Genomic DNA, 18,421 nt, shown 5'->3' on the forward strand with positions numbered 1-18,421 from the left:
CAATATATTATAGTTGTAAAATTATTTTTCCTTTATGTTTCCCGCTTTCCATATAGTTATGCGCAGCTTGTACATCATCAATGGCAAAAATTTTATCTATGATTGGTACTATAGTTTTAGTTTCAAATAATGGCCAAACTTTTTGCGATAATTGCTTTGCTATAGCCGATTTAAAGGCAATGCTTTGTCCGCGTAGCGTAGACCCAGTATGTATTAATTTTTTGCGCATAATGTAATTTAAATTAATTTCGGCTAAATTACCATTTAAAAAAGCGATTTGGCATATGCGTCCATCATTTGCCGCTATCTTATAGTTCTTATTAACATAATCACCTCCGACCATATCGATTATCACATCAACGCCGTTATTTTCTGTAAAGTTAAGAACTTCTTTAACAAAATCTTGGGTGTGATAATTTATAGCTAAATCAGCTCCTAATGAGTGGCAAAAGCTACATTTATCTTCGCTTCCCGCTGTAATTATTACTTTGCCTCCAAAAGCTTTGCCCAAGGCTATTGCGCTAACGCCAATACCAGAGGTTCCGCCATGAACAAGTAGCGTTTCGCCAGCCTTAAAGTGGCAAATATCAAAAAGGTTACTCCAAACCGTAAAGAAGGTTTCTGGAATGGCGGCTGCTTCAACAAAGTTTATCCCTTTTGGTATGGGCAAGGCAACATCTTCGTGAGCTACGGCATATTCTGCATAGCCTCCGCCAGCTAAAAGGGCGCATACAGGGTCGCCGATTTTATATTTGCTAACCTTCGCTCCTATGGCCACAACTATGCCAGCAACTTCAAGTCCTGGTAAGCTGGAAGCTCCAGGTGGGGGTGGATATAATCCTTTTCTTTGTACAATATCTGGTCTATTGACGCCCGCGGCATGGGTGTGAATTAATATCTCATATTCTGCAAAACTCGGTATTTCTATTTCTATTTTTCTTAAGACACTAGCATTGCCTGGTTCAGCTATTTCTATAGCCTTCATCTTTTGCGGTATGTTATGCATGTTCTTTTCCCCCGAGGATCTTTACCTTAATTTACCATAAAAAGGCATAGTAAAGAAGATGCTATTTGACAATAGTTTGCAATATATGTATAAATATATGTAATTTATATTATTGGTGATAGTTATGAAAGTCAAAAATTCTCTAAAAGCGCTTAAGGCGCGCCATCGTGGCAACCGTTTGATTCGTCGTAAAGGGCGCGTTTATATCATAAATAAAACAGCTCCACGGTTTAAGGCTCGCCAAGGCTGAGCTGATTGTGATTTTGTTTTCTTTTACCACTGGTAAAAGAGTTTAAACTTGCTTATATTAGTCAATGGCGCTCTGCACTTTACGACAGAAAGCTAAAATCCCAGGGGCCTTAATGATCCAAAAGGGAACTGTCTCTGGTTTAGCTTGCGGGCTTTACTATATGGTGCCCACCTACCTAGTAGGCTCCCTGGATCAGTTCTTTCATCGATTGTTGTGGACGCCACTTTTTATCCGAAAGGCCTCATAAAAATGCATGAGGCAATCACAGCAAAGCAGCAATTACGTCGGGTTATGTTGCAGAAGCGCGGGACTATTGATAAAAGTGAGCGTGCTGTAGCTGCAAACCAAATTAGCTTACGAGCCAAAGATTTAGCTTTTTTTATAAAGCGCGCTGGCACAGTGGTTGCTGGCTATTGGCCTATAGCTAGCGAGTTAAATATTATATCTTTGCTCTATGAGTTGCAAAAAGCTGGTGCGAATCTTTGCTTGCCCACTTTAGCAAATAAAAAAATTATGCATTTTCGCGCTTTTGCTTTTTCTGAACTAGGAAAGCTAGAGCGTGGGCCTTTTGGGATATTTGGGCCCAGTAATGATGCAGCGATTTTATACCCAGCCATTATATTATTGCCTTTGTTGGCTTGTGATAAAAAAGGACATCGTTTAGGCTATGGCGGAGGATTTTATGATAGATATATTGCATCTCTTATGGAAAAGCCTTTATTGATAGGAGTGGCTTTTGAAATGCAGCTGATTGATACAATTATGGTAGAGCCACATGATAAAATTTTGGATGCTGTATTAACGCCAAATTATTTGCTACATATACAGAGTGAAAATATAGGGACAAGAATGTTTTAATTATGCGATTTTTATTTTTAGGCGATGTGGTTGGCAATGTAGGCAGGGATATGGTGTGCGATAAATTACCAGGCTTAATTACCAAATATAAATTGGATTTTGTGGTGGTTAATGGTGAAAATGCGGCTGGGGGCTTTGGCATTACAGAAAAGATTTATAACCAACTGATAAGCGCTGGTTGTGATGTGGTAACAACAGGAAATCACGTCTTTGATCAAAAAGAAGCGTTGATTTTTGCTAGTAGGCATGAGAGATTTTTACGCCCTGTAAATTACCCTTTAGGCACGCCCGGTAAGGGAGCGAATATTTACACGGCAAAAAATGGAGCACGAATCTTAGTGGCAAATATTATGGGTCGTGTTTTTATGCATCCGGATTTGGACGACCCTTTTGCCGCTGCTGAACAATTGATTGCTAATTGTATTTTAGGCGAGGAGGTGGACGCTATAATATTTGATTTCCATGCAGAAGCTACTAGTGAAAAGCAATGTTTTGCGCATTTTTTAGATGGCCGGGTTAGCGTTGTTGTGGGCACGCATACGCATATACCAACCGCAGACGCGCAAATTTTAAAATATGGTACAGCTTATATAACAGACGCTGGTATGTGTGGTGATTATGATTCGTCTCTGGGTATGGAAAAAGAAGAGCCAATAAATAGATTTGTTGGTAAGATAGTAAGGAAGCGGTATGAGGCGGCTAAAGGTCCAGCCACTTTAAGCGGTTTATGTGTTGAAATTTGTGATAATACAGGCTTAGCTAAATATGTAGCGCCTATAAGGATAGGGGCCCATTTACAAGAAGCTAGGCCGCTAATTTGGGAAGAATAGAGTTGTAAAATTTTATAAAATATTTTATAACTTTAAAGATATTCGGGGAGATAATGTAGATTATGGCTGGTCATTCACAGTTTAAAAATATTATGCATCGTAAAGGCAGACAAGATGCTATACGATCTAAGATTTTTTCTAAATTAGCACGCGAAATTACTGTTGCGGCTAAAATGGGCGCTCCAGATCCTAATATGAACGCCAGGCTGCGCTTAGCTATTCAAAATGCTAAAGTGCAATCTATGCCTAAGGATAATATTGAGCGGGCTATAAAAAAAGCTTCTGGCAATGAGTCAGAGAATTATGACGAAGTGCGTTACGAAGGCTATGGCCCTGGCGGGGTTGCCTTTATTGTAGAAGCGCTTACAGATAATCGTAATAGAACTGCTTCTAATATACGTGCAGCCTTCACCAAAGCTGGTGGGGCGTTGGGCGAAACTGGGTCTGTTAGCTTTATGTTCAATCGTGTTGGCGAGATTATATACCCATCTTTTGTTGGGGATATAGATGATGTAATGGAGGCAGTGATTATTGCTGGTGCTCAGGATGTAACTTTGGAAGACGGTGTATATACTATAGTTTGCGCTTTTGAAGATTTGGGGGAAGTATCCAAGGTCTTGGAAGGTAAGCTAAAAGAAGCTGATTCTATAAAAACCGTTTGGAAACCTTTGAACAGCGTTGCATTGGATGAGGACAAGGCTCGCTCGGTATTGCGCTTGATTACGGTTTTAGAGGAAGACGATGATGTGCAAAATGTTTACGCAAATTTTGAAATTAGTGATGAGCTGTTAAAAAAACTCTCAGAAGCATAGAGAATAGGCTTTTAGCGGAGTCCTATTCTCTATAATTAAAATTTATATGCCGAGATTACCAAATTTATTTTTAAACTTAGAAACCTGCCCGCCACGTTCCGTTAAAGATTGCATGTTTCCTGTCCAGGCTGGATGAGTTTTAGAATCAATGTCCAGGTTTAAAGTGTCGCCTTCTTTGCCCCAGGTAGATTTAGTAAAATATTCAGTACCATCGGTCATTACAACTTTAATCGAGTGGTAATCTGGATGTATATTAGCTTTCATGTTGCAATATCCCTCATAAATTAGTATTTAAAAGATATTATATAGAAAAATTGGTAATATACAAGGATTTAAATCTGTATGCAGCGGGTTTCGCAAAAAATTGCAGCTAAATCCCCATTTGCATTTTTGCTGACTTATTTATGGCGCTACAAATTATTGCTTGCCGGAGCGCTTGGCTCTATTATAATGGCTGCTGTAATTATGCTTATATTGCCTATAGTTGTTCGTAATATGCTTGATTATGGCTTTAAAGACATAGCTTTTCATTTTTCATTTTTATTACTCTTAGCTTTGCTATTGGCAGTAGCCTCGGCGTTGCGTTATTTTTGTGTTTCTATATTGGGCGAAAATATTGTAAATTCTATGCGCAGTGATATTTTTGGGCATATTTTAACTTTGCCGATGAGCTTTTTTGACTCGGCTAGCTCTGGGGAAATTGTTTCTCGTCTTTCAGCAGACGCGACACAAGTAAAAGATGCCATAGCTTCTGTTTCTTCTATTGCTTTACGCAATTTTCTTATGGCAATTGGTGGTTTTGTTATGATGTTTATAACTAGCTATCGCTTGTCGCTATTAGAATTGTCGATTGTACCAATTATTTTAGTACCAATTATTTTGTTGGCTCGTAAGGTAAGAGTGAAGGCACGCTTGGCGCAAGATGATTTAGCAGCAGCAAATTCTTTGGCTGCAGAAGCTATTGCTAATATCAAAACCATAAATAGCTATACTAATGAAACTTTATTATATAATAAATTTATTGCTTTGCTTGAGTCTGCTTTTCAGGCTGCTTTGTCCTCTGTTTGGCTCCGAGCTTTGCTTACTGGCGGAGCAATTTTTTTTGTATTTGCGAGCGTTATAGCAACTTTATATTTAGGCTTTATGGATGTTTTGACGCATCGCTTGAGTGTTGGTCAGTTAGGGCAATTTATTTTATACGCTCTTTTTTCGGCAAGCTCTTTTGGTCAATTGGCCGAAGTGGGCTCACAATTAATGCAAGCTTTAGGTGCTTTAGAGCGGTTATATGAATTATCAAAAGAAGAAAAACAACAAGATTTAGCTATAGCTAATGATTCTTCTACTCTAACTGCTAGGGGGGATATAAATTTTCAAAACGTAGCTTTTTCTTATAGTGCTAGGCCGGATCATTTGGTTTTAGATAATTTATCTTTAGCTATAAAAGCTGGCCAAAGAGTAGCTTTTGTAGGTAAAACTGGGGCTGGTAAAACTACTATATTTTCGTTATTATTACGTTTTTATGGCATACAACAAGGTAAAATTTTGTTGGACGGTGTAGATATAAAAAACTTACCAGTGCAGTTTTTGCGTAAAAATATAGCCTATGTCAGTCAAGATAATGCAATATTTGACGGAACTATCTATGAAAATATCGCAATGGGAAAGGCAGAGGCGACTTGGTTGGACATCGAGGCTGCTGCGCGTAAAGCCAAGGCATATGAGTTTATTGCTGATTTGCCAAAAGGATTTGATACTGTAGTGGGTGAGCGGGGCCTGATGCTTTCTGGCGGGCAAAAACAGCGTATTGCCTTGAGCAGAGCTTTTTTAAAGGACGCCCCTATTTTGCTATTGGATGAAGCGACCTCTGCTTTAGATGCTAATAGCGAGGCCTATGTTCAAGAAGCTTTAGAAAGGCTCAGCAAGCATAAAACGGTTTTAATTATAGCGCACAGGCTTGCTACGGTTTTAAATGCGGAGCAAATTTTTGTATTGGATAAGGGGCAGATAATAGAATATGGTAATCACAAAGAATTATTGGAAAAAAATGGTGCCTATGCGCGGCTGGTTAAGCTACAATTTAAGGCGTCATATGTACCAATAATTCGCTAAGAATGCGAGCTTTTTTATAATCGTATAATAATATAGCTTCTTTATTTTGCCTAAGCTTAAGGTGTAAGGCTATAGTTTGTTGATTTAAGCTTTGGCTAATTATTTTTGCTCCCGCTGGTAATTCTATAGTTTGTTGACTTATATAATGATTATCTAAATGGTTTAATTTATATATTAGAGTAATAACTACGCTAGCTAATAACGTTAATGTGATAATTATAGATACTAACATGAGTCGGGTAAGACGTTTGCGTATATTTTCTATAGTTGGATCTTGCATAGCCAAAATTCTTTGCAAAGCTTATTTAAATCGATTTTAAGATAAGTCAAAATAGTAAATAAAAGGGTAAATATTGTTACAGTTACATACAGATGAAGCAGCTATAGGCAAAAGACTAGATCAATGGCTAGCTGATGCGCTGCAGGGCGATTTCTCGCGCTCACAATTACAAACTCTTATAAAAAATGGTAACGTTTATTTAGATGATATTTGCGCTACAAGCGCAAAGCGTAAGCTGCAAGGGCAAGAGCTTATCAAAATCGTGGTGCCAGAGCCAATTGCAGCTCAACCCGTGGCTCAAAACATTTCTTTAGATATATTATATGAAGATGAGGACGTTATACTGATAAATAAACCAGCCGGGTTAGTTGTACACCCTGGCGCTGGCAATTATGATAGTACTTTGGTAAACGCTTTATTGCATCATTGTGCAGACAGCCTATCGGGAATTGGTGGTGTAAAGCGACCGGGTATAGTGCATCGGTTAGATAAAAATACTAGTGGTGTAATGATAGCGGCTAAAGATGATATGGCGCACAGGCATTTAAGCGAGCAATTTTTAGATCACGGTCGGCAGGGCTACTTACAGCGCAGATATGTGGCTATAATTTGGGGAGCGCCACAAGAGCGCATAGGCATTATAAATACTTATCTGGCTAGATCAACTAAAGATAGAACCAAGCGCGCCGTTGTGCAAGCCAATAGTAGCGGCGCTAAACATGCCGTGACGCATTATAAATTACTCGCTAGCTTTTGCAGTATAGAAAATAATGAGCCTTTGGTAAGTATAGTAGAGTGCAGCTTAGAAACTGGCCGTACCCATCAGATAAGAGTGCATTTGGCGCATATTAATTGCCCTTTATTAGGCGATACGGTATATGGCAGCGGGTTTAAAACAAAAGCGCTTAAGTTACCATTTGAACTAGAGTCTTTTCTGCACAGGCAAGCTTTGCATGCAGAATACTTACAATTTATACATCCTAGAAGCGAAAAATTAATGAATTTTATAGCAAAATTGCCAGCAGATATGGCTAGTTTATTAGATCAATTACATAATAGTGCAGTTATGCGAAAAATTAATTATAATTAACGCTATAGTTAAGCAAATTATGTTAGTATAATTATTAGATAAAAAGGCGATAAGAGGGTTAAAATCTTGAAAGTAAGGACCGCAGCTTCTTTAGTAAATGTGGGCGATAATTCGCTAGCACGTTATCTAGCGCAGATAAATAAGTTTCCTGTTTTAGCAGCAGATGAGGAGTATATGCTAGCTAAGCGCTATCAAGAGCATAGCGATTTAGAAGCGGCCCATAAATTAGTCTCTAGCCATTTGCGTTTGGTTGCAAAGATTGCTATGGGGTTTCGTGGTTACGGGCTACCTATAGGTGAGGTGATTTCAGAAGGCAATATAGGATTGATGCAGGCTGTTAAAAAGTTTGAGCCAGATAAAGGGTTTCGCTTAGCCACCTATGCGATGTGGTGGATAAAAGCTGCTATTCAAGAATATGTATTGCGTTCGTGGAGCTTAGTTAAATTAGGCACCACGACGAATCAGAAAAAATTGTTTTTTAATCTGCGCAAGATTAAAAATAAAATTTCTGCTTTTGACGATCAAGGATTAAATGAAGAGCAAATAAAACTTATAGCTAATAATCTTAATGTTTCCGAACAGGAAGTAGTATCAATGAATCAGCGTTTAGGCGGTGATAGCTCTTTAAATGCTACTGTAAAATCGGGCGAGGGCGAAAGTCTACAATGGCAAGATTGGCTAGTAGACGACAAGCAAAATCAAGAAGAAATATTAATTGACGAAAATGAAAAAGCCTATCAACACAAAATGTTGAATAAGGCTATTGAGCAGTTAACACAGCGCGAGGCAGATATTTTTCGCGCTAGAAGGTTAAATGAAAAAACTACTACACTAGAAGAGCTAGCGCTTGATTTTGGTGTTAGTCGCGAAAGGGTGCGGCAAATAGAAGTGCGTGCTTTCGAAAAAGTACAAAATTTTATGCGCGAGCATTCAGGCGTTTAATCCCATTTTTTTACTATATTATCAAAAAGCTCTTGGCCGTTTTTAAGTTTAGTAAAGCTAATATCTGCTTCAACTTTATCTTTATAGCTAAATTGTAGCTTAAATCCAGTTGCTTGCAATAATCGCTGTAAATTATTTGGCTGTTTTGTTGCGTTATTACCAAAACTATAGACAAATTTATGCGGCTGCGGATGATAGTAATTTAGATTTTGCAATTGCATATCTGGTTGATTATTTTTATTTAGCAATGTGAGCTCCGCTTTATCTGCCATATGCTCTGCGTCATTATAAATTACTTCTATAGAATAGGTGCCATTGTATGCGCTATCTTTGTTATGTTTTAAACTAAATCTTAATTGTGTATTTCCTTCATTTGCATCTATACGTGCGATTATTACGGAATCGTCACCTAGAGTGCTAGGTCTTGTAATAAGATCCCAAGATAAGTGCGCTGGCTGTTCTTTATTGGTAGCTTTATCTAAATAATTGGCCACGTCATAATTTGTGGGTATAATTGGTTGCGTAGAGGGGGTAGCTGATATAGTCTTTGAGCTTGTTGTAAGTCTTCCTTCAAACTTTTTCACAGCAGAGCTTTTTGTCATTTCAGTATTAATGGGGGTTTTTTTTATGGTTGGACGATTGCTATGGGCAAAAAAGCGCCATCCGCTATATAAGCTTAGCAAAATAAATAAAATAGCAGCGATAGAAGAGTAGGTTATTACCTTTCTGAGTTTTGCAGCAGATTGCATTTTGGAGCGATTTTGCGCTAGGGTAAAGATTTTAAAGATTTTTTCTTTATGCGGATTCGGTGTGGCGAGGGTTCTAGTTTTTTCTTCACGCGCGGAAATCGTAGAAAGGTTTAAATTTGTTAGATTAACTTTTTTGTTAGTATTGTTTTTTAAGCTTATGATAGAAGCTTTTTGTTGCGCAGAAAATTCTGCTTCAATTTCTATAGCTGCCTTTTCAAGCTCATGTATTTGCTCTTCAATTTCTTCTGGAGCGCAATCATAGGAGGTTAAAATTTTTCGCAGATTTTCTTTGGCTTCCCTATACACTCTTCGGCGAAAACTTGGTGTAGTTTGCTCGCGTTTTTCTATAGTTTTTTTTAGTAATACTTTAAAGTCGGCCATATTATAGCTGTCCTACCAATAAGCTAAAAGGCAGTGGGCAAATTCGGAATACAGATCGCCAGGTAAATCGTAGCATGGAATAATAACAAGTGGTGCCCAGACGCGGACTCGAACCACGGACACGCGGATTTTCAGTCCGCTGCTCTACCACCTGAGCTATCTGGGCATATTTAATAATATGATTTACAACATTCGTGTTAACTAGTCTAGTAGTAAAACGAAAAAACTATTAATATTTTTCTTTTCTTATATATTATGTTCGATTGCTTATTTTATTTTTGAGAGCTGTAGAATGATTACCATGCCCAAATTACGACCATCTTCCCCGCATTTTTCTTCTGGTCCTTGTAAAAAACATGCAAATTGGTCTTTATTATCTTTAGCTAATGCCGCAATTGAAAGATCGCATCGTTCTGAGTTTAGCCAAGCAAAATTACGTCAGGCTATAAAATTAACTCGAGAATTATTAAAAGTTCCAGATGACTATAAGCTTGCCCTGGTTCCAGCATCAGACACGGGTGCGATGGAAATGGCTTTATGGAATTTGTTGGGCCCAAATCCAGTGGTTATCTTGCTTTATGAATATTTTGCAAAAGAATGGCTGCATGATATTACCGTAGAGCTTAAATTAGTAGATGTACAGACTATATTCGCTGACAATAAATTGTTTGCGCAGCTTAGCGGTATAGATTTTAGAAAAGATTTTGTATTTGTGTTAAATGGCACTACTATAGGCATGAGTTTGCCTAAGATAGATTTCATTCCCATAGAAAGGCAAGGATTAGTTATTTGTGACGCCAGTGCGGCAGCATTTTCTCAAGAGTTAGATTTTTCGCGCTTGGATGTAGTTACCTTTTCCTGTCAAAAAACGCTAGGCGCTGAAGCAAATCAGGGCATAATTATTTTAAGCCCTAAGGCTTTACAGCGCTTAGAATCTTACTCGCCGTCTTGGCCTATACCTAAAATTTTACGTTTGAAAAAGGATAAGTGCATAGATTACGAGCTTTTTCAAGGGCGAGTTATTAATACCCCATCTATGCTGTGTATTGAAGATTATTTAGATAGCTTGCTTTGGGTAAAAGCTACTGGTGGTGTGCCTGCGTTGATAGCAAAAACGTTAGATAATGCTAAGATCGTTGCGGATTACGTAAAAGCTAGTACTTGGCTTGATTATATAGTAAAAGAAGAGGCGCTAAGAGCTAAAACTGCACAATGTTTGCGTATAATCGATCCGGATATAACGCGATTAACTATAGAGGGGCAAAGGGAGTTTATAGAAAATATGTTAAATCGCTTGGCATGTTTGAATATTGCCTATGATATTAGGAATCATAGGGAGGCCCCTCTAGGCTTTCGTATATGGACAGGCGCATCTATAGAGGCAGATGATTTACGCGCTCTTTGTGAATGGTTGGATTTTACTTTTTTTGAGGCAAAACATAATTTAAACTATAATTTTGCTTAAAAATTATATATGGTTAATATTATAACTTTATGTGGTGGAGGCTGATATGGCTAATGTGGTGGTGGTTGGCGCACAATGGGGCGATGAAGGCAAGGGAAAAATAGTAGACTGGCTTTCGCAGCGTGCTGATGTGGTAGTACGCTATCAGGGGGGGCATAATGCGGGTCATACGCTGGTTATTGATGGTGTTAGCTACAAATTATCTCTATTGCCTTCTGGGGTTGTGCGCGGCAAATTGGCGGTTATAGGTAATGGGGTGGTTATAGATCCATATCATTTTATGGCAGAGATCGAGAAATTAAAAACTCAGAATATTGTTGTAAAACCTGAAAATTTACGTATTGCTGAAAATGCCATTTTGATTTTATCTTTGCATAGAGAGCTAGACGCTTTCCGTGAAGAGGCAAGTAGCGGGTTAAAAATAGGTACTACTAAGCGTGGTATAGGCCCAGCTTATGAGGATAAGGTGGGGCGTCGGGCGATAAGGGTTATTGATTTAGCAGAAAAAGATGCATTAATGCCTAAAGTTGAGCGTTTACTTACGCATCATAATGCTTTGCGTAGAGGGTTGGGTTTAGCAGAGATTCAACCACAGGCTCTTTATGAAGAATTATTGAGAATTGCGGATGTCATGCTGCCATTTATTGACAATACTTGGTTTTTATTAGATCAAAAAGCTAGGAGTGGAGCTCGTATATTATTTGAGGGTGCGCAAGGCGCTTTGTTAGATAATGATTTTGGCACTTATCCTTTTGTAACCTCTTCAAATACCATTGCGGCCCAGGCGTCTACAGGCAGTGGACTTCGCTTGCAGGCTATACAATATGTTTTGGGTATAGTAAAAGCTTATACTACTCGCGTTGGAGAGGGGCCCTTTCCAACTGAACAAACAAATGAAATAGGTGAATTTTTAGGCACTAAAGGGCATGAATTTGGTGTGGTGACCGGACGTAAGCGGCGCTGCGGCTGGTTTGACGCAGTATTGGTGCGTCAGATGGTAACTATTAACGGTATTAACGGTATTGCGTTAACAAAATTGGATGTGCTAGACGGATTAAAAGAAATCAAAATATGTATAGGCTACGAGCTAGACGGGAAAAGAATAGATTATTTGCCTAGCTCCATGGCTATGCAACAGCGAGTGAAAGCTATTTATGAAAGTTTTGAGGGCTGGGATTGTTCAACACAAGGCGCACGTAATTGGCGTGATTTGCCAGCTAAAGCTGTTAAATATATACGCTTTATAGAAGATTTGATTGGCGCACCAGTGGCATTATTATCTACCAGCCCAGAGCGTGAAGATACTATAATGGTAAAATGCCCTTTTGAACATTAAGCGAAAACCAAACCCCTGTCGATATTGTTATAATCTTGGCATTCATCTATCAGTTGATATTGATTTTCTGTAAACAAAGCCGTTACTTCGCGTTTTTGGTTGGCGCCTATTTCTACTATTATTATGCCATTGGGATTAAGGTAATTTTTGCTTTGTTTTGCCAAAAGTCTATAGAATTTTAGGCCGTCCTTACCGCCATTAAGCGCGCGTATTGGATCATAATGTTTTACTATGTTGTCTAACGTTGCTATTTCTGCGCTTGCTATGTATGGGGGGTTAGAAATTATTAGATCAAATTTACCTTTCACGCGGCTGAACCAATTGCTTTGCTTTAGTTGTAAGACTTTATTAAATCCGTATGCGTTACGATTTTTTTGTGCAGTTTTTAAACAATTATAAGAAATATCGACACCCAGCCCGTATAGCTTTTTATTTAAAAAGGATTGCAAAAGCGATAAGCTTATAGCGCCGCTACCTATCCCTATATCTAAAAAATATATACTATCTTGTGTATGGTATTTTTGTTTTATATGTTTGCAAGCTAATTCAACTACACATTCAGTGTCAAAACGTGGCTCAAGAGTATCTTTACTTAAGTGTAAAGTTAGGCCATAAAAATCTCGATGGCCTATTATGCGGTATAGAGGCTCACCTTTTATACGGCGCTGCACGGCTAAGTTTAGCTTTTTAAGTTGAGCAATATCGATAATTGCTTCGGGGTTTATAATAAAATCGAGGTTGGTTTTATTGCAATAATGCTCTAAGAGGATAAAAACTTCTTGTTTATATTCTCTTATTCCAGCGTTTTTTAATAATTCTTTTATGTGCTTTTGTGTCTGCTTTAAGCTGCGGCATGAGCTTGTCATCAACTGTTATTATCCATGGCGCTAAGCAGCTTGGTTTGATTATCAGCAATCAGAGAATCTATTAGCTCTGCTATATCACCTTCCATAATACGGTCTAATTTATAAAGTGTTAAATTAATACGATGATCTGTTACCCGGCCTTGCGGAAAATTATAGGTTCTAATGCGTTGCGAGCGGTCGCCAGATCCTACTTGATTCTTGCGTGATGCAGAACGTTCTGCTTCGGCCTTTTGACGCTCTATATCATATAGCCTTGTTTTTAGGACCTGCATGGCACGTGCGCGGTTTTGGTGCTGAGATTTTTCTGCCTGTACCACCATAAGCCCTGTTGGTAAATGGGTAATGCGTACGGCTGAGTCTGTGGTATTAACATGCTGCCCGCCCGATCCAGAAGCACGCATGGTGTCTATACGAATATCTTCTGGTTTTATTTCTATATCAATATCTTCTGCTTCTGGTAATACAGCCACTGTGGCGGCAGAGGTATGCACTCGGCCATTAGTCTCTGTTTGTGGAATGCGTTGTACTCTGTGTACACCAGATTCAAACTTTAATTTTGCGAATACCCCTTTACCCTCTATTGCCGCTATGATTTCCTTATATCCGCCGATTTCACCCTCACTACTGGAAATTAGTTCAACTTTCCAGCCATTTGCACTGGCATAGCGCTCATACATACGAAATAGTTCACTACAAAACAAGGCCGCTTCGCTGCCGCCCGTGCCAGCTCTTATTTCTAAGATAGCGCTTTTGTCGTCTGCTATATCTTTAGGTAATAATAGCAGCTGCAAATCTTGCTCTAACTGCGTTATTTGTTGTTCTAACTGTGGTTTTTCTTCTTTCGCTAATTGACGTAACTCCGGGTCCAAGCTGGTGTCATTCAACATTTGCTGCATATTATCTAGCTCGGTTTTAGCGTTAGTTAATTCTTTTATTTTACTAACAATAGTTTCTAGCTCAGCATATTCGGCAGCGAGCTTAACATATTCTTCGCTGCTGGGATTATTTGCCATTTTATTTTCGATTAGCAAAAATCGTTTTTCTAACTGCTCCATGCGCTCTTGCGGCAGCTTTACCATAGCTTGTCCTATCTATATAGTTTAGTTTGCTTCTTTAGCTAAATTATATACTTGATGCAATGTACGTACCGCAAGTTCTGTATATACGGAATCTATTAAAATAGAGATCTTTATTTCAGAAGTGGTTATGGCTTTGATGTTAATAGCTTTTTCGGCTAAAGCTTCAAAAGCGGTAGCTGCAACCCCCGCATGCGATCTCATGCCAATGCCTATAATTGAAATTTTGGTAAGATCATCAGAATATTGCATAGTAGAATAGCCGATTTCCGCTTGTTTGTTCTGTAAAACCTGCACTGCTTTATTTAAATCTTCAGATGGTACAGTAAATGTCATATCGGTGGTGGAGCCGTCTTTGGAAATATTTTGAATTATCATATCTACATTAGTAGATTGCTTCGCTAATGCACCAAAAATCGCTGCCGAAATGCCTGGCCTATCTGCAATATCCCATAGCGTAATTTTTGCCTCATCCTTAACAAAAGTTATGCCTGTAACGATCTGTTGTTCCACTATTTCATCCTCATCACAGATAAGAGTTCCCTTGCTAATATTATCATTTAATAATTCCTTTGCATCTGGCTTAGTAAAACTTGAACGTACGAAAGTACGCACTTTATGAATCATTGCAAGCTCAACAGAGCGCACTTGCAGAACCTTAGCACCGAGCGAGGACATTTCCAGCATTTCTTCAAACGATATTTTTGTTAATGGCACTGCTTTTTTTTCTATACGTGGATCTGTAGTATAGACTCCATCCACGTCGGTATATATATCACAGCGATCTGCCTTAATTGCGGCGGCTATAGCAACGGCGCTTGTGTCAGACCCTCCGCGTCCCAGGGTGGTTATATTGTTATCTGGACTCAGCCCTTGAAAGCCCGCTACTATGGCGACCCGTTTCTTTTCTAACTCTGCGATTATGGCGGCTCCATTTATGGCTTTTATACGGGCTGTTCTATAATTGTTATCGGTCTGTATTGGTATTTGCCAGCCCAGCCATGAATGGGCTGCGATACCCATATTTTGCAAAACAAGCGATAATAGTCCTATAGTTATTTGTTCGCCAGATGAAAGTATAACGTCATATTCTCTATCTATCATCTTTTCAGCGTTGTCCGATAGAGCTTTTTTGACATTGCCTGAAGCTTCGCGAGCTAAGGCCAATAATTCATTGGTTTTACCAGCCATAGCAGAAACGACTACGACTATTTCGTTGCCAGCCAGCACTTCGCGTTTTATATGTTGGGCTACATTACGTATATGTTTTACATCAGCAACAGATGTGCCCCCAAATTTCATTACAATACGTGCCATTAGAGTGTTTTGCCTTATGCCAATCGGTTATTAAAAGGAATCAAGAGAGTATAAATACAGAATATTTATTTCAATTTAAAGAAAAATAATATATTATTGAATAATAATTCTTAGAATATAATAAAGATGCCTAAATTTTATAAAAATTTTACTTCCACCTCTATTAATGGTAGCGAGATAGAAAAATTTTCGCGCTTGGCGGAGCAATGGTGGGACCCGAAGGGGAAATTTCGCCCTTTGCATAAATTTAATCCAACTAGAATCAGCTACATTTTAGAAATGGTAGCTCAGCACAAGGGAGTTTCGCTTAGTTCTGAATTGCCATTGCAAGGGGTTAAAATTTTAGATATTGGCTGTGGCGGCGGGTTGTTGTGTGAGCCCCTTGCTAGGCTTGGAGCTAGCGTTGTTGGAATAGATGCGGCTGAAAAAAATATTAATGTTGCTAGTTTACATGCGGAAAAGATGGGGCTTGTCATAGATTATCGAGCTATGAGTTTAGAAGAATTAAGCGAAGGTGGGGCAGAGTTTGATGTAGTTCTGAATATGGAAGTGGTTGAGCATGTCGATAATTTAGCAAATTTTATGTTATGTTGCTGCAAAACGGTTAAGCCTGGAGGGGTGGTTTTTGTAGCTACTTTAAATAGAAGCTTTAAAGCATGGGCTTTTGCTATTATAGCTGCGGAATATATTTTGCGTTGGCTACCTAAAGGCACGCATGATTTTAATAAATTTATTACACCAGATGAGTTAAAGGCTTATTTTCATAAAGATAAGTTTGATTTAGTAGGACAGACTGGTATTGTTTATAACCCGTTGCATGATAGTTGGGATTTGTCAAAAGATATGTCCATAAACTATATGATTGTTGCCAAAAAATTGAGCTAAGCTCTAACCTTCTTCTTTGGATTCGACTTTGCTTAAATCTATAGTAACTTTGGTACCGCTATTTGGTAACTCTTCGTATACGGGTTCGCAGTTAAATTGCATACATAATTGTTTTGCTACCAATTGGCCGAGCCCTGGATGCATTTTTTCTTCGGCACTGGTGGTAGATTTATTAGTTTTTACTCCAATACCATTATCTTCAATAATTAAACATAATTTGTCATGTTTTTTTCCTAAAAATACATTAATTTCGCCAGTTTTAGGTACGGGAAAGGCATGTTTTATAGCATTTGTTAATAACTCTCCCATAACAATGCCTAATGTAGTGGCATCGCGCGATGAAAACCAACACTGGTGTAATTGAGTTACTATATGTACTCTTTCTTTTACATCTGCTGGCATAGAAAATTCTATATCATGGATAACGGCTTGTAAAAATTCATTTACCTTTGTAGTTTCCATGTCGCTACCTAGGCGCAAGCGTCGATGGGCTGCGGCTATGGTTTGAATTCGATCACGAGCGCTTATCAGCGCATTTGAAACTTCTTCATTCTTACTTCTATTGGCTTGCATTCCCAAGAGCGAAGCTACGGTGGCAAGAGAGTTACCTATGCGGTGGCTAGTATCTTGTAGTAATAATTCTACCCTTTGTCGTTCTTTTTCAGCATGTAAGCGAGCGCTTTCTAGCTCACTAGTGCGTTGGCGTATATTCGACTCTAGCTCTAAATTTTCATCATTTAATCGCTTTTGCTTAGCATTTAATTGTTTAATATCTTTATAAAAATGTTGAATAGCGATAATGCTAGATATTGCTAAGCCTAACATAAAGATTAACATTGAAATTATAAATAGGTTTTTTATGTGATTAATTGTTTCTTGGTGCTTGTCCAGTACAGCATTTTCTTTTTGAACAAATGCATTAATAATACGTGAAAAATTTAAATCATAATTGCTAAAATCTACAGGATTATTAAATTGTAGTTTTTGCGCTATATCCATATTTTCTTTTACAGCGGTAGCTTGTGTACTTATAGCCCGTACAAATTCGCTGATACAAGGACGTAATTGTGGGGCGTAAAAGCTTATAGCGCTGATATTTTGTAATATTGCGCTTAGTTCATTATAGGTTTGGTTAAAGCTTTGATAAGTTTGGCTATCTTTGCTTTTAACAAAATATTGTTGATCGCTTTGTAGTTTTAGAAGCTTAGCAAATACGTCTCCATAGTTTTTTTGTAGGTATAATGTAGAAGAAACGTAGCTGAGCTCTTCATTTATATATTTATATAATGTTGCTATCGCTATTGCGGCACACAGTGTAAGGATAATAGAAAGAGCAAAAAGTAGGCGCGCTGGCCGCCAAGCTTGATGCTTAAGTCTATTATAATTTAAAGCGCTCATCTACTAGCCTAATGGGTCACAGCCGGTTTAACATATATGTTTTTATGATTAACAACGCTATTACATAAGCTACAATTGATGGCGCATCTAGATTGATGGGCCATTTAAACGCGTATACAGACTATACCATAATTATAATTTTGGGCAGCTAAGCGAAATAACAATAGTAGAAAAAGAATTTTATTAATTAAAAGAACGCATAGTAATATTAGCGGAATAATTATCTGGCCCGTAATCAGACTCGCCATTGATTTTTAAGATTTCTTGTAAGCGCACTCGAGCTCTGCTTACCCTACTTTTTATAGTACCAACAGCGCAATCGCAAATTCTTGCCGCGTCCTCATAAGAAAAGCCGGAAGCCCCGATTAATATTATAGCTTCCCTTTGGTCTGGCGGCAGCATATCTAGAGCTTTTTTAAAATCCTGTAAATCTAGTGAGCCATATTGCGCTGGATGTATGGCCATATTATTTGAAAGCGTGTTGTCACTATCTTGTACCTCTCTGCCTTTGCGCCGCATTTGACTGTAAAATTCGTTGCGCAATATGGTAAATAGCCAAGCTTTCATATTGGTACCTATTTTAAAGCTATCTTGTTTGGCCCAGGCTTTCATAATAGTGTCTTGTACTAAATCATCTGCCTTGTCTGGCCAGCGTACTAAAGAAACGGCAAAGGCGCGTAGGCTTGGCAGGCTTTTTAGGAGCTCTTTTTTAAACTCTTTTTTATAATGCATTTGTTCTGTTTGCGATTCCAAAGGACTATCCCATAGGTT

19 protein-coding genes and 1 tRNA gene are annotated in these 18,421 nt (G+C 38.4%); 10 read left to right on the plus strand and 10 right to left on the minus strand.

The window, feature by feature from the left end; all coding sequences use genetic code 11:
- Nucleotides 1-7: 7 nt before the first annotated feature.
- The gene (locus QVL57_RS03455) at nucleotides 8-1,006 is read right to left on the minus strand and encodes an NAD(P)H-quinone oxidoreductase (RefSeq protein ID WP_290075751.1); all 999 of its coding nucleotides are present in this window, start codon (nucleotides 1,004-1,006) and stop codon (nucleotides 8-10) included.
- A gap of 124 nt (nucleotides 1,007-1,130) precedes the next feature.
- Between QVL57_RS03455 and ykgO the strand changes: the two genes are divergently transcribed.
- The 4 genes from ykgO to QVL57_RS03475 all read left to right on the plus strand — a co-directional run bounded on the left by ykgO (nucleotide 1,131) and on the right by QVL57_RS03475 (nucleotide 3,756).
- The gene (ykgO, locus tag QVL57_RS03460) at nucleotides 1,131-1,256 is read left to right on the plus strand and encodes a type B 50S ribosomal protein L36 (RefSeq protein ID WP_290075753.1); all 126 of its coding nucleotides are present in this window, start codon (nucleotides 1,131-1,133) and stop codon (nucleotides 1,254-1,256) included.
- A gap of 249 nt (nucleotides 1,257-1,505) precedes the next feature.
- Nucleotides 1,506-2,114 carry a 5-formyltetrahydrofolate cyclo-ligase gene (locus tag QVL57_RS03465; protein WP_290075754.1) on the plus strand — a complete coding sequence of 203 codons (609 nt, stop codon included), beginning with the start codon at nucleotides 1,506-1,508 and terminating at the stop codon, nucleotides 2,112-2,114.
- A gap of 2 nt (nucleotides 2,115-2,116) precedes the next feature.
- Nucleotides 2,117-2,944 carry a TIGR00282 family metallophosphoesterase gene (locus QVL57_RS03470; RefSeq protein ID WP_290075755.1) on the plus strand — a complete coding sequence of 276 codons (828 nt, stop codon included), beginning with the start codon at nucleotides 2,117-2,119 and terminating at the stop codon, nucleotides 2,942-2,944.
- A gap of 62 nt (nucleotides 2,945-3,006) precedes the next feature.
- Nucleotides 3,007-3,756 carry a YebC/PmpR family DNA-binding transcriptional regulator gene (locus QVL57_RS03475; RefSeq protein ID WP_290075757.1) on the plus strand — a complete coding sequence of 250 codons (750 nt, stop codon included), beginning with the start codon at nucleotides 3,007-3,009 and terminating at the stop codon, nucleotides 3,754-3,756.
- 42 nt (nucleotides 3,757-3,798) lie between these two features.
- On the opposite strand, the gene rpmE is transcribed toward QVL57_RS03475, so the two are convergent.
- Entirely contained in the window at nucleotides 3,799-4,020 is a 222-nt protein-coding gene (rpmE, locus tag QVL57_RS03480; protein ID WP_290075759.1) for a 50S ribosomal protein L31, read from the minus strand.
- 78 nt (nucleotides 4,021-4,098) lie between these two features.
- Between rpmE and QVL57_RS03485 the strand changes: the two genes are divergently transcribed.
- The gene (locus QVL57_RS03485; RefSeq protein WP_290075760.1) at nucleotides 4,099-5,865 is read left to right on the plus strand and encodes an ABC transporter transmembrane domain-containing protein; all 1,767 of its coding nucleotides are present in this window, start codon (nucleotides 4,099-4,101) and stop codon (nucleotides 5,863-5,865) included.
- Here the strand turns inward: QVL57_RS03485 and QVL57_RS03490 are convergent.
- Nucleotides 5,834-6,145 (minus strand): hypothetical protein, encoded by a 312-nt coding sequence (locus tag QVL57_RS03490; RefSeq protein ID WP_290075762.1) that lies wholly within the window; start codon nucleotides 6,143-6,145, stop codon nucleotides 5,834-5,836. The genes QVL57_RS03485 and QVL57_RS03490 overlap by 32 nt on opposite strands.
- Before the next feature lie 73 nt (nucleotides 6,146-6,218).
- Here QVL57_RS03490 and QVL57_RS03495 point away from each other — a divergent pair, with 73 nt between their 5' ends.
- Nucleotides 6,219-7,235, plus strand: a complete 1,017-nt coding sequence (locus QVL57_RS03495; RefSeq protein WP_290075763.1) for an RluA family pseudouridine synthase — start codon at nucleotides 6,219-6,221, stop codon at nucleotides 7,233-7,235.
- 66 nt (nucleotides 7,236-7,301) lie between these two features.
- A complete protein-coding gene (gene rpoH, locus QVL57_RS03500; RefSeq protein WP_290075765.1) occupies nucleotides 7,302-8,177 on the plus strand; it encodes an RNA polymerase sigma factor RpoH in 876 nt (291 codons plus the stop codon).
- On the opposite strand, the gene QVL57_RS03505 is transcribed toward rpoH, so the two are convergent.
- Both QVL57_RS03505 and QVL57_RS03510 read right to left on the minus strand, forming a co-directional pair.
- The gene (locus tag QVL57_RS03505; protein ID WP_290075767.1) at nucleotides 8,174-9,307 is read right to left on the minus strand and encodes a hypothetical protein; all 1,134 of its coding nucleotides are present in this window, start codon (nucleotides 9,305-9,307) and stop codon (nucleotides 8,174-8,176) included. The genes rpoH and QVL57_RS03505 overlap by 4 nt on opposite strands.
- Before the next feature lie 90 nt (nucleotides 9,308-9,397).
- Nucleotides 9,398-9,473: transfer RNA gene (locus QVL57_RS03510), tRNA-Phe, on the minus strand.
- Nucleotides 9,474-9,599: 126 nt separating this feature from the next.
- On the opposite strand from QVL57_RS03510, the gene QVL57_RS03515 reads away from it, so the two are divergent.
- Nucleotides 9,600-10,772 carry a phosphoserine transaminase gene (locus QVL57_RS03515; protein WP_290075769.1) on the plus strand — a complete coding sequence of 391 codons (1,173 nt, stop codon included), beginning with the start codon at nucleotides 9,600-9,602 and terminating at the stop codon, nucleotides 10,770-10,772.
- Between the two features lie 46 nt (nucleotides 10,773-10,818).
- Entirely contained in the window at nucleotides 10,819-12,108 is a 1,290-nt protein-coding gene (locus QVL57_RS03520) for an adenylosuccinate synthase (RefSeq protein ID WP_290075771.1), read from the plus strand.
- Here QVL57_RS03520 and prmC read toward each other — a convergent pair.
- From prmC to QVL57_RS03535, 3 genes are read right to left on the minus strand one after another with little or no spacing between them, the layout of a single operon-like run.
- Complete coding sequence (prmC, locus tag QVL57_RS03525; protein ID WP_290075773.1) at nucleotides 12,105-12,974, minus strand: peptide chain release factor N(5)-glutamine methyltransferase; 870 nt, start codon at nucleotides 12,972-12,974, stop codon at nucleotides 12,105-12,107. The genes QVL57_RS03520 and prmC overlap by 4 nt on opposite strands.
- On the minus strand, nucleotides 12,974-14,053 hold the full coding sequence (gene prfA / locus QVL57_RS03530) for a peptide chain release factor 1 (protein WP_290075774.1): 1,080 nt from the start codon (nucleotides 14,051-14,053) through the stop codon (nucleotides 12,974-12,976). Before prfA ends, prmC begins: the two co-directional genes overlap by 1 nt.
- 21 nt (nucleotides 14,054-14,074) lie before the next feature.
- Nucleotides 14,075-15,367 carry an aspartate kinase gene (locus QVL57_RS03535; RefSeq protein WP_290075776.1) on the minus strand — a complete coding sequence of 431 codons (1,293 nt, stop codon included), beginning with the start codon at nucleotides 15,365-15,367 and terminating at the stop codon, nucleotides 14,075-14,077.
- Nucleotides 15,368-15,493: 126 nt separating this feature from the next.
- On the opposite strand from QVL57_RS03535, the gene ubiG reads away from it, so the two are divergent.
- Entirely contained in the window at nucleotides 15,494-16,252 is a 759-nt protein-coding gene (gene ubiG / locus QVL57_RS03540) for a bifunctional 2-polyprenyl-6-hydroxyphenol methylase/3-demethylubiquinol 3-O-methyltransferase UbiG (RefSeq protein WP_290075778.1), read from the plus strand.
- Nucleotides 16,253-16,255: 3 nt separating this feature from the next.
- Here the strand turns inward: ubiG and QVL57_RS03545 are convergent, their stop codons facing one another.
- Nucleotides 16,256-17,650, minus strand: coding sequence for a histidine kinase dimerization/phosphoacceptor domain -containing protein (locus tag QVL57_RS03545; protein WP_290075779.1), 1,395 nt, complete (start codon nucleotides 17,648-17,650; stop codon nucleotides 16,256-16,258).
- Between the two features lie 183 nt (nucleotides 17,651-17,833).
- On the minus strand, nucleotides 17,834-18,382 hold the full coding sequence (locus QVL57_RS03550; RefSeq protein WP_290077393.1) for an RNA polymerase sigma factor: 549 nt from the start codon (nucleotides 18,380-18,382) through the stop codon (nucleotides 17,834-17,836).
- Nucleotides 18,383-18,421 lie beyond the last annotated feature (39 nt).

Source organism: Bartonella sp. TP, from assembly GCF_030406085.1.
In the GTDB taxonomy this organism is placed as follows: Bacteria; Pseudomonadota; Alphaproteobacteria; order Rhizobiales; family Rhizobiaceae; genus CALTWN01.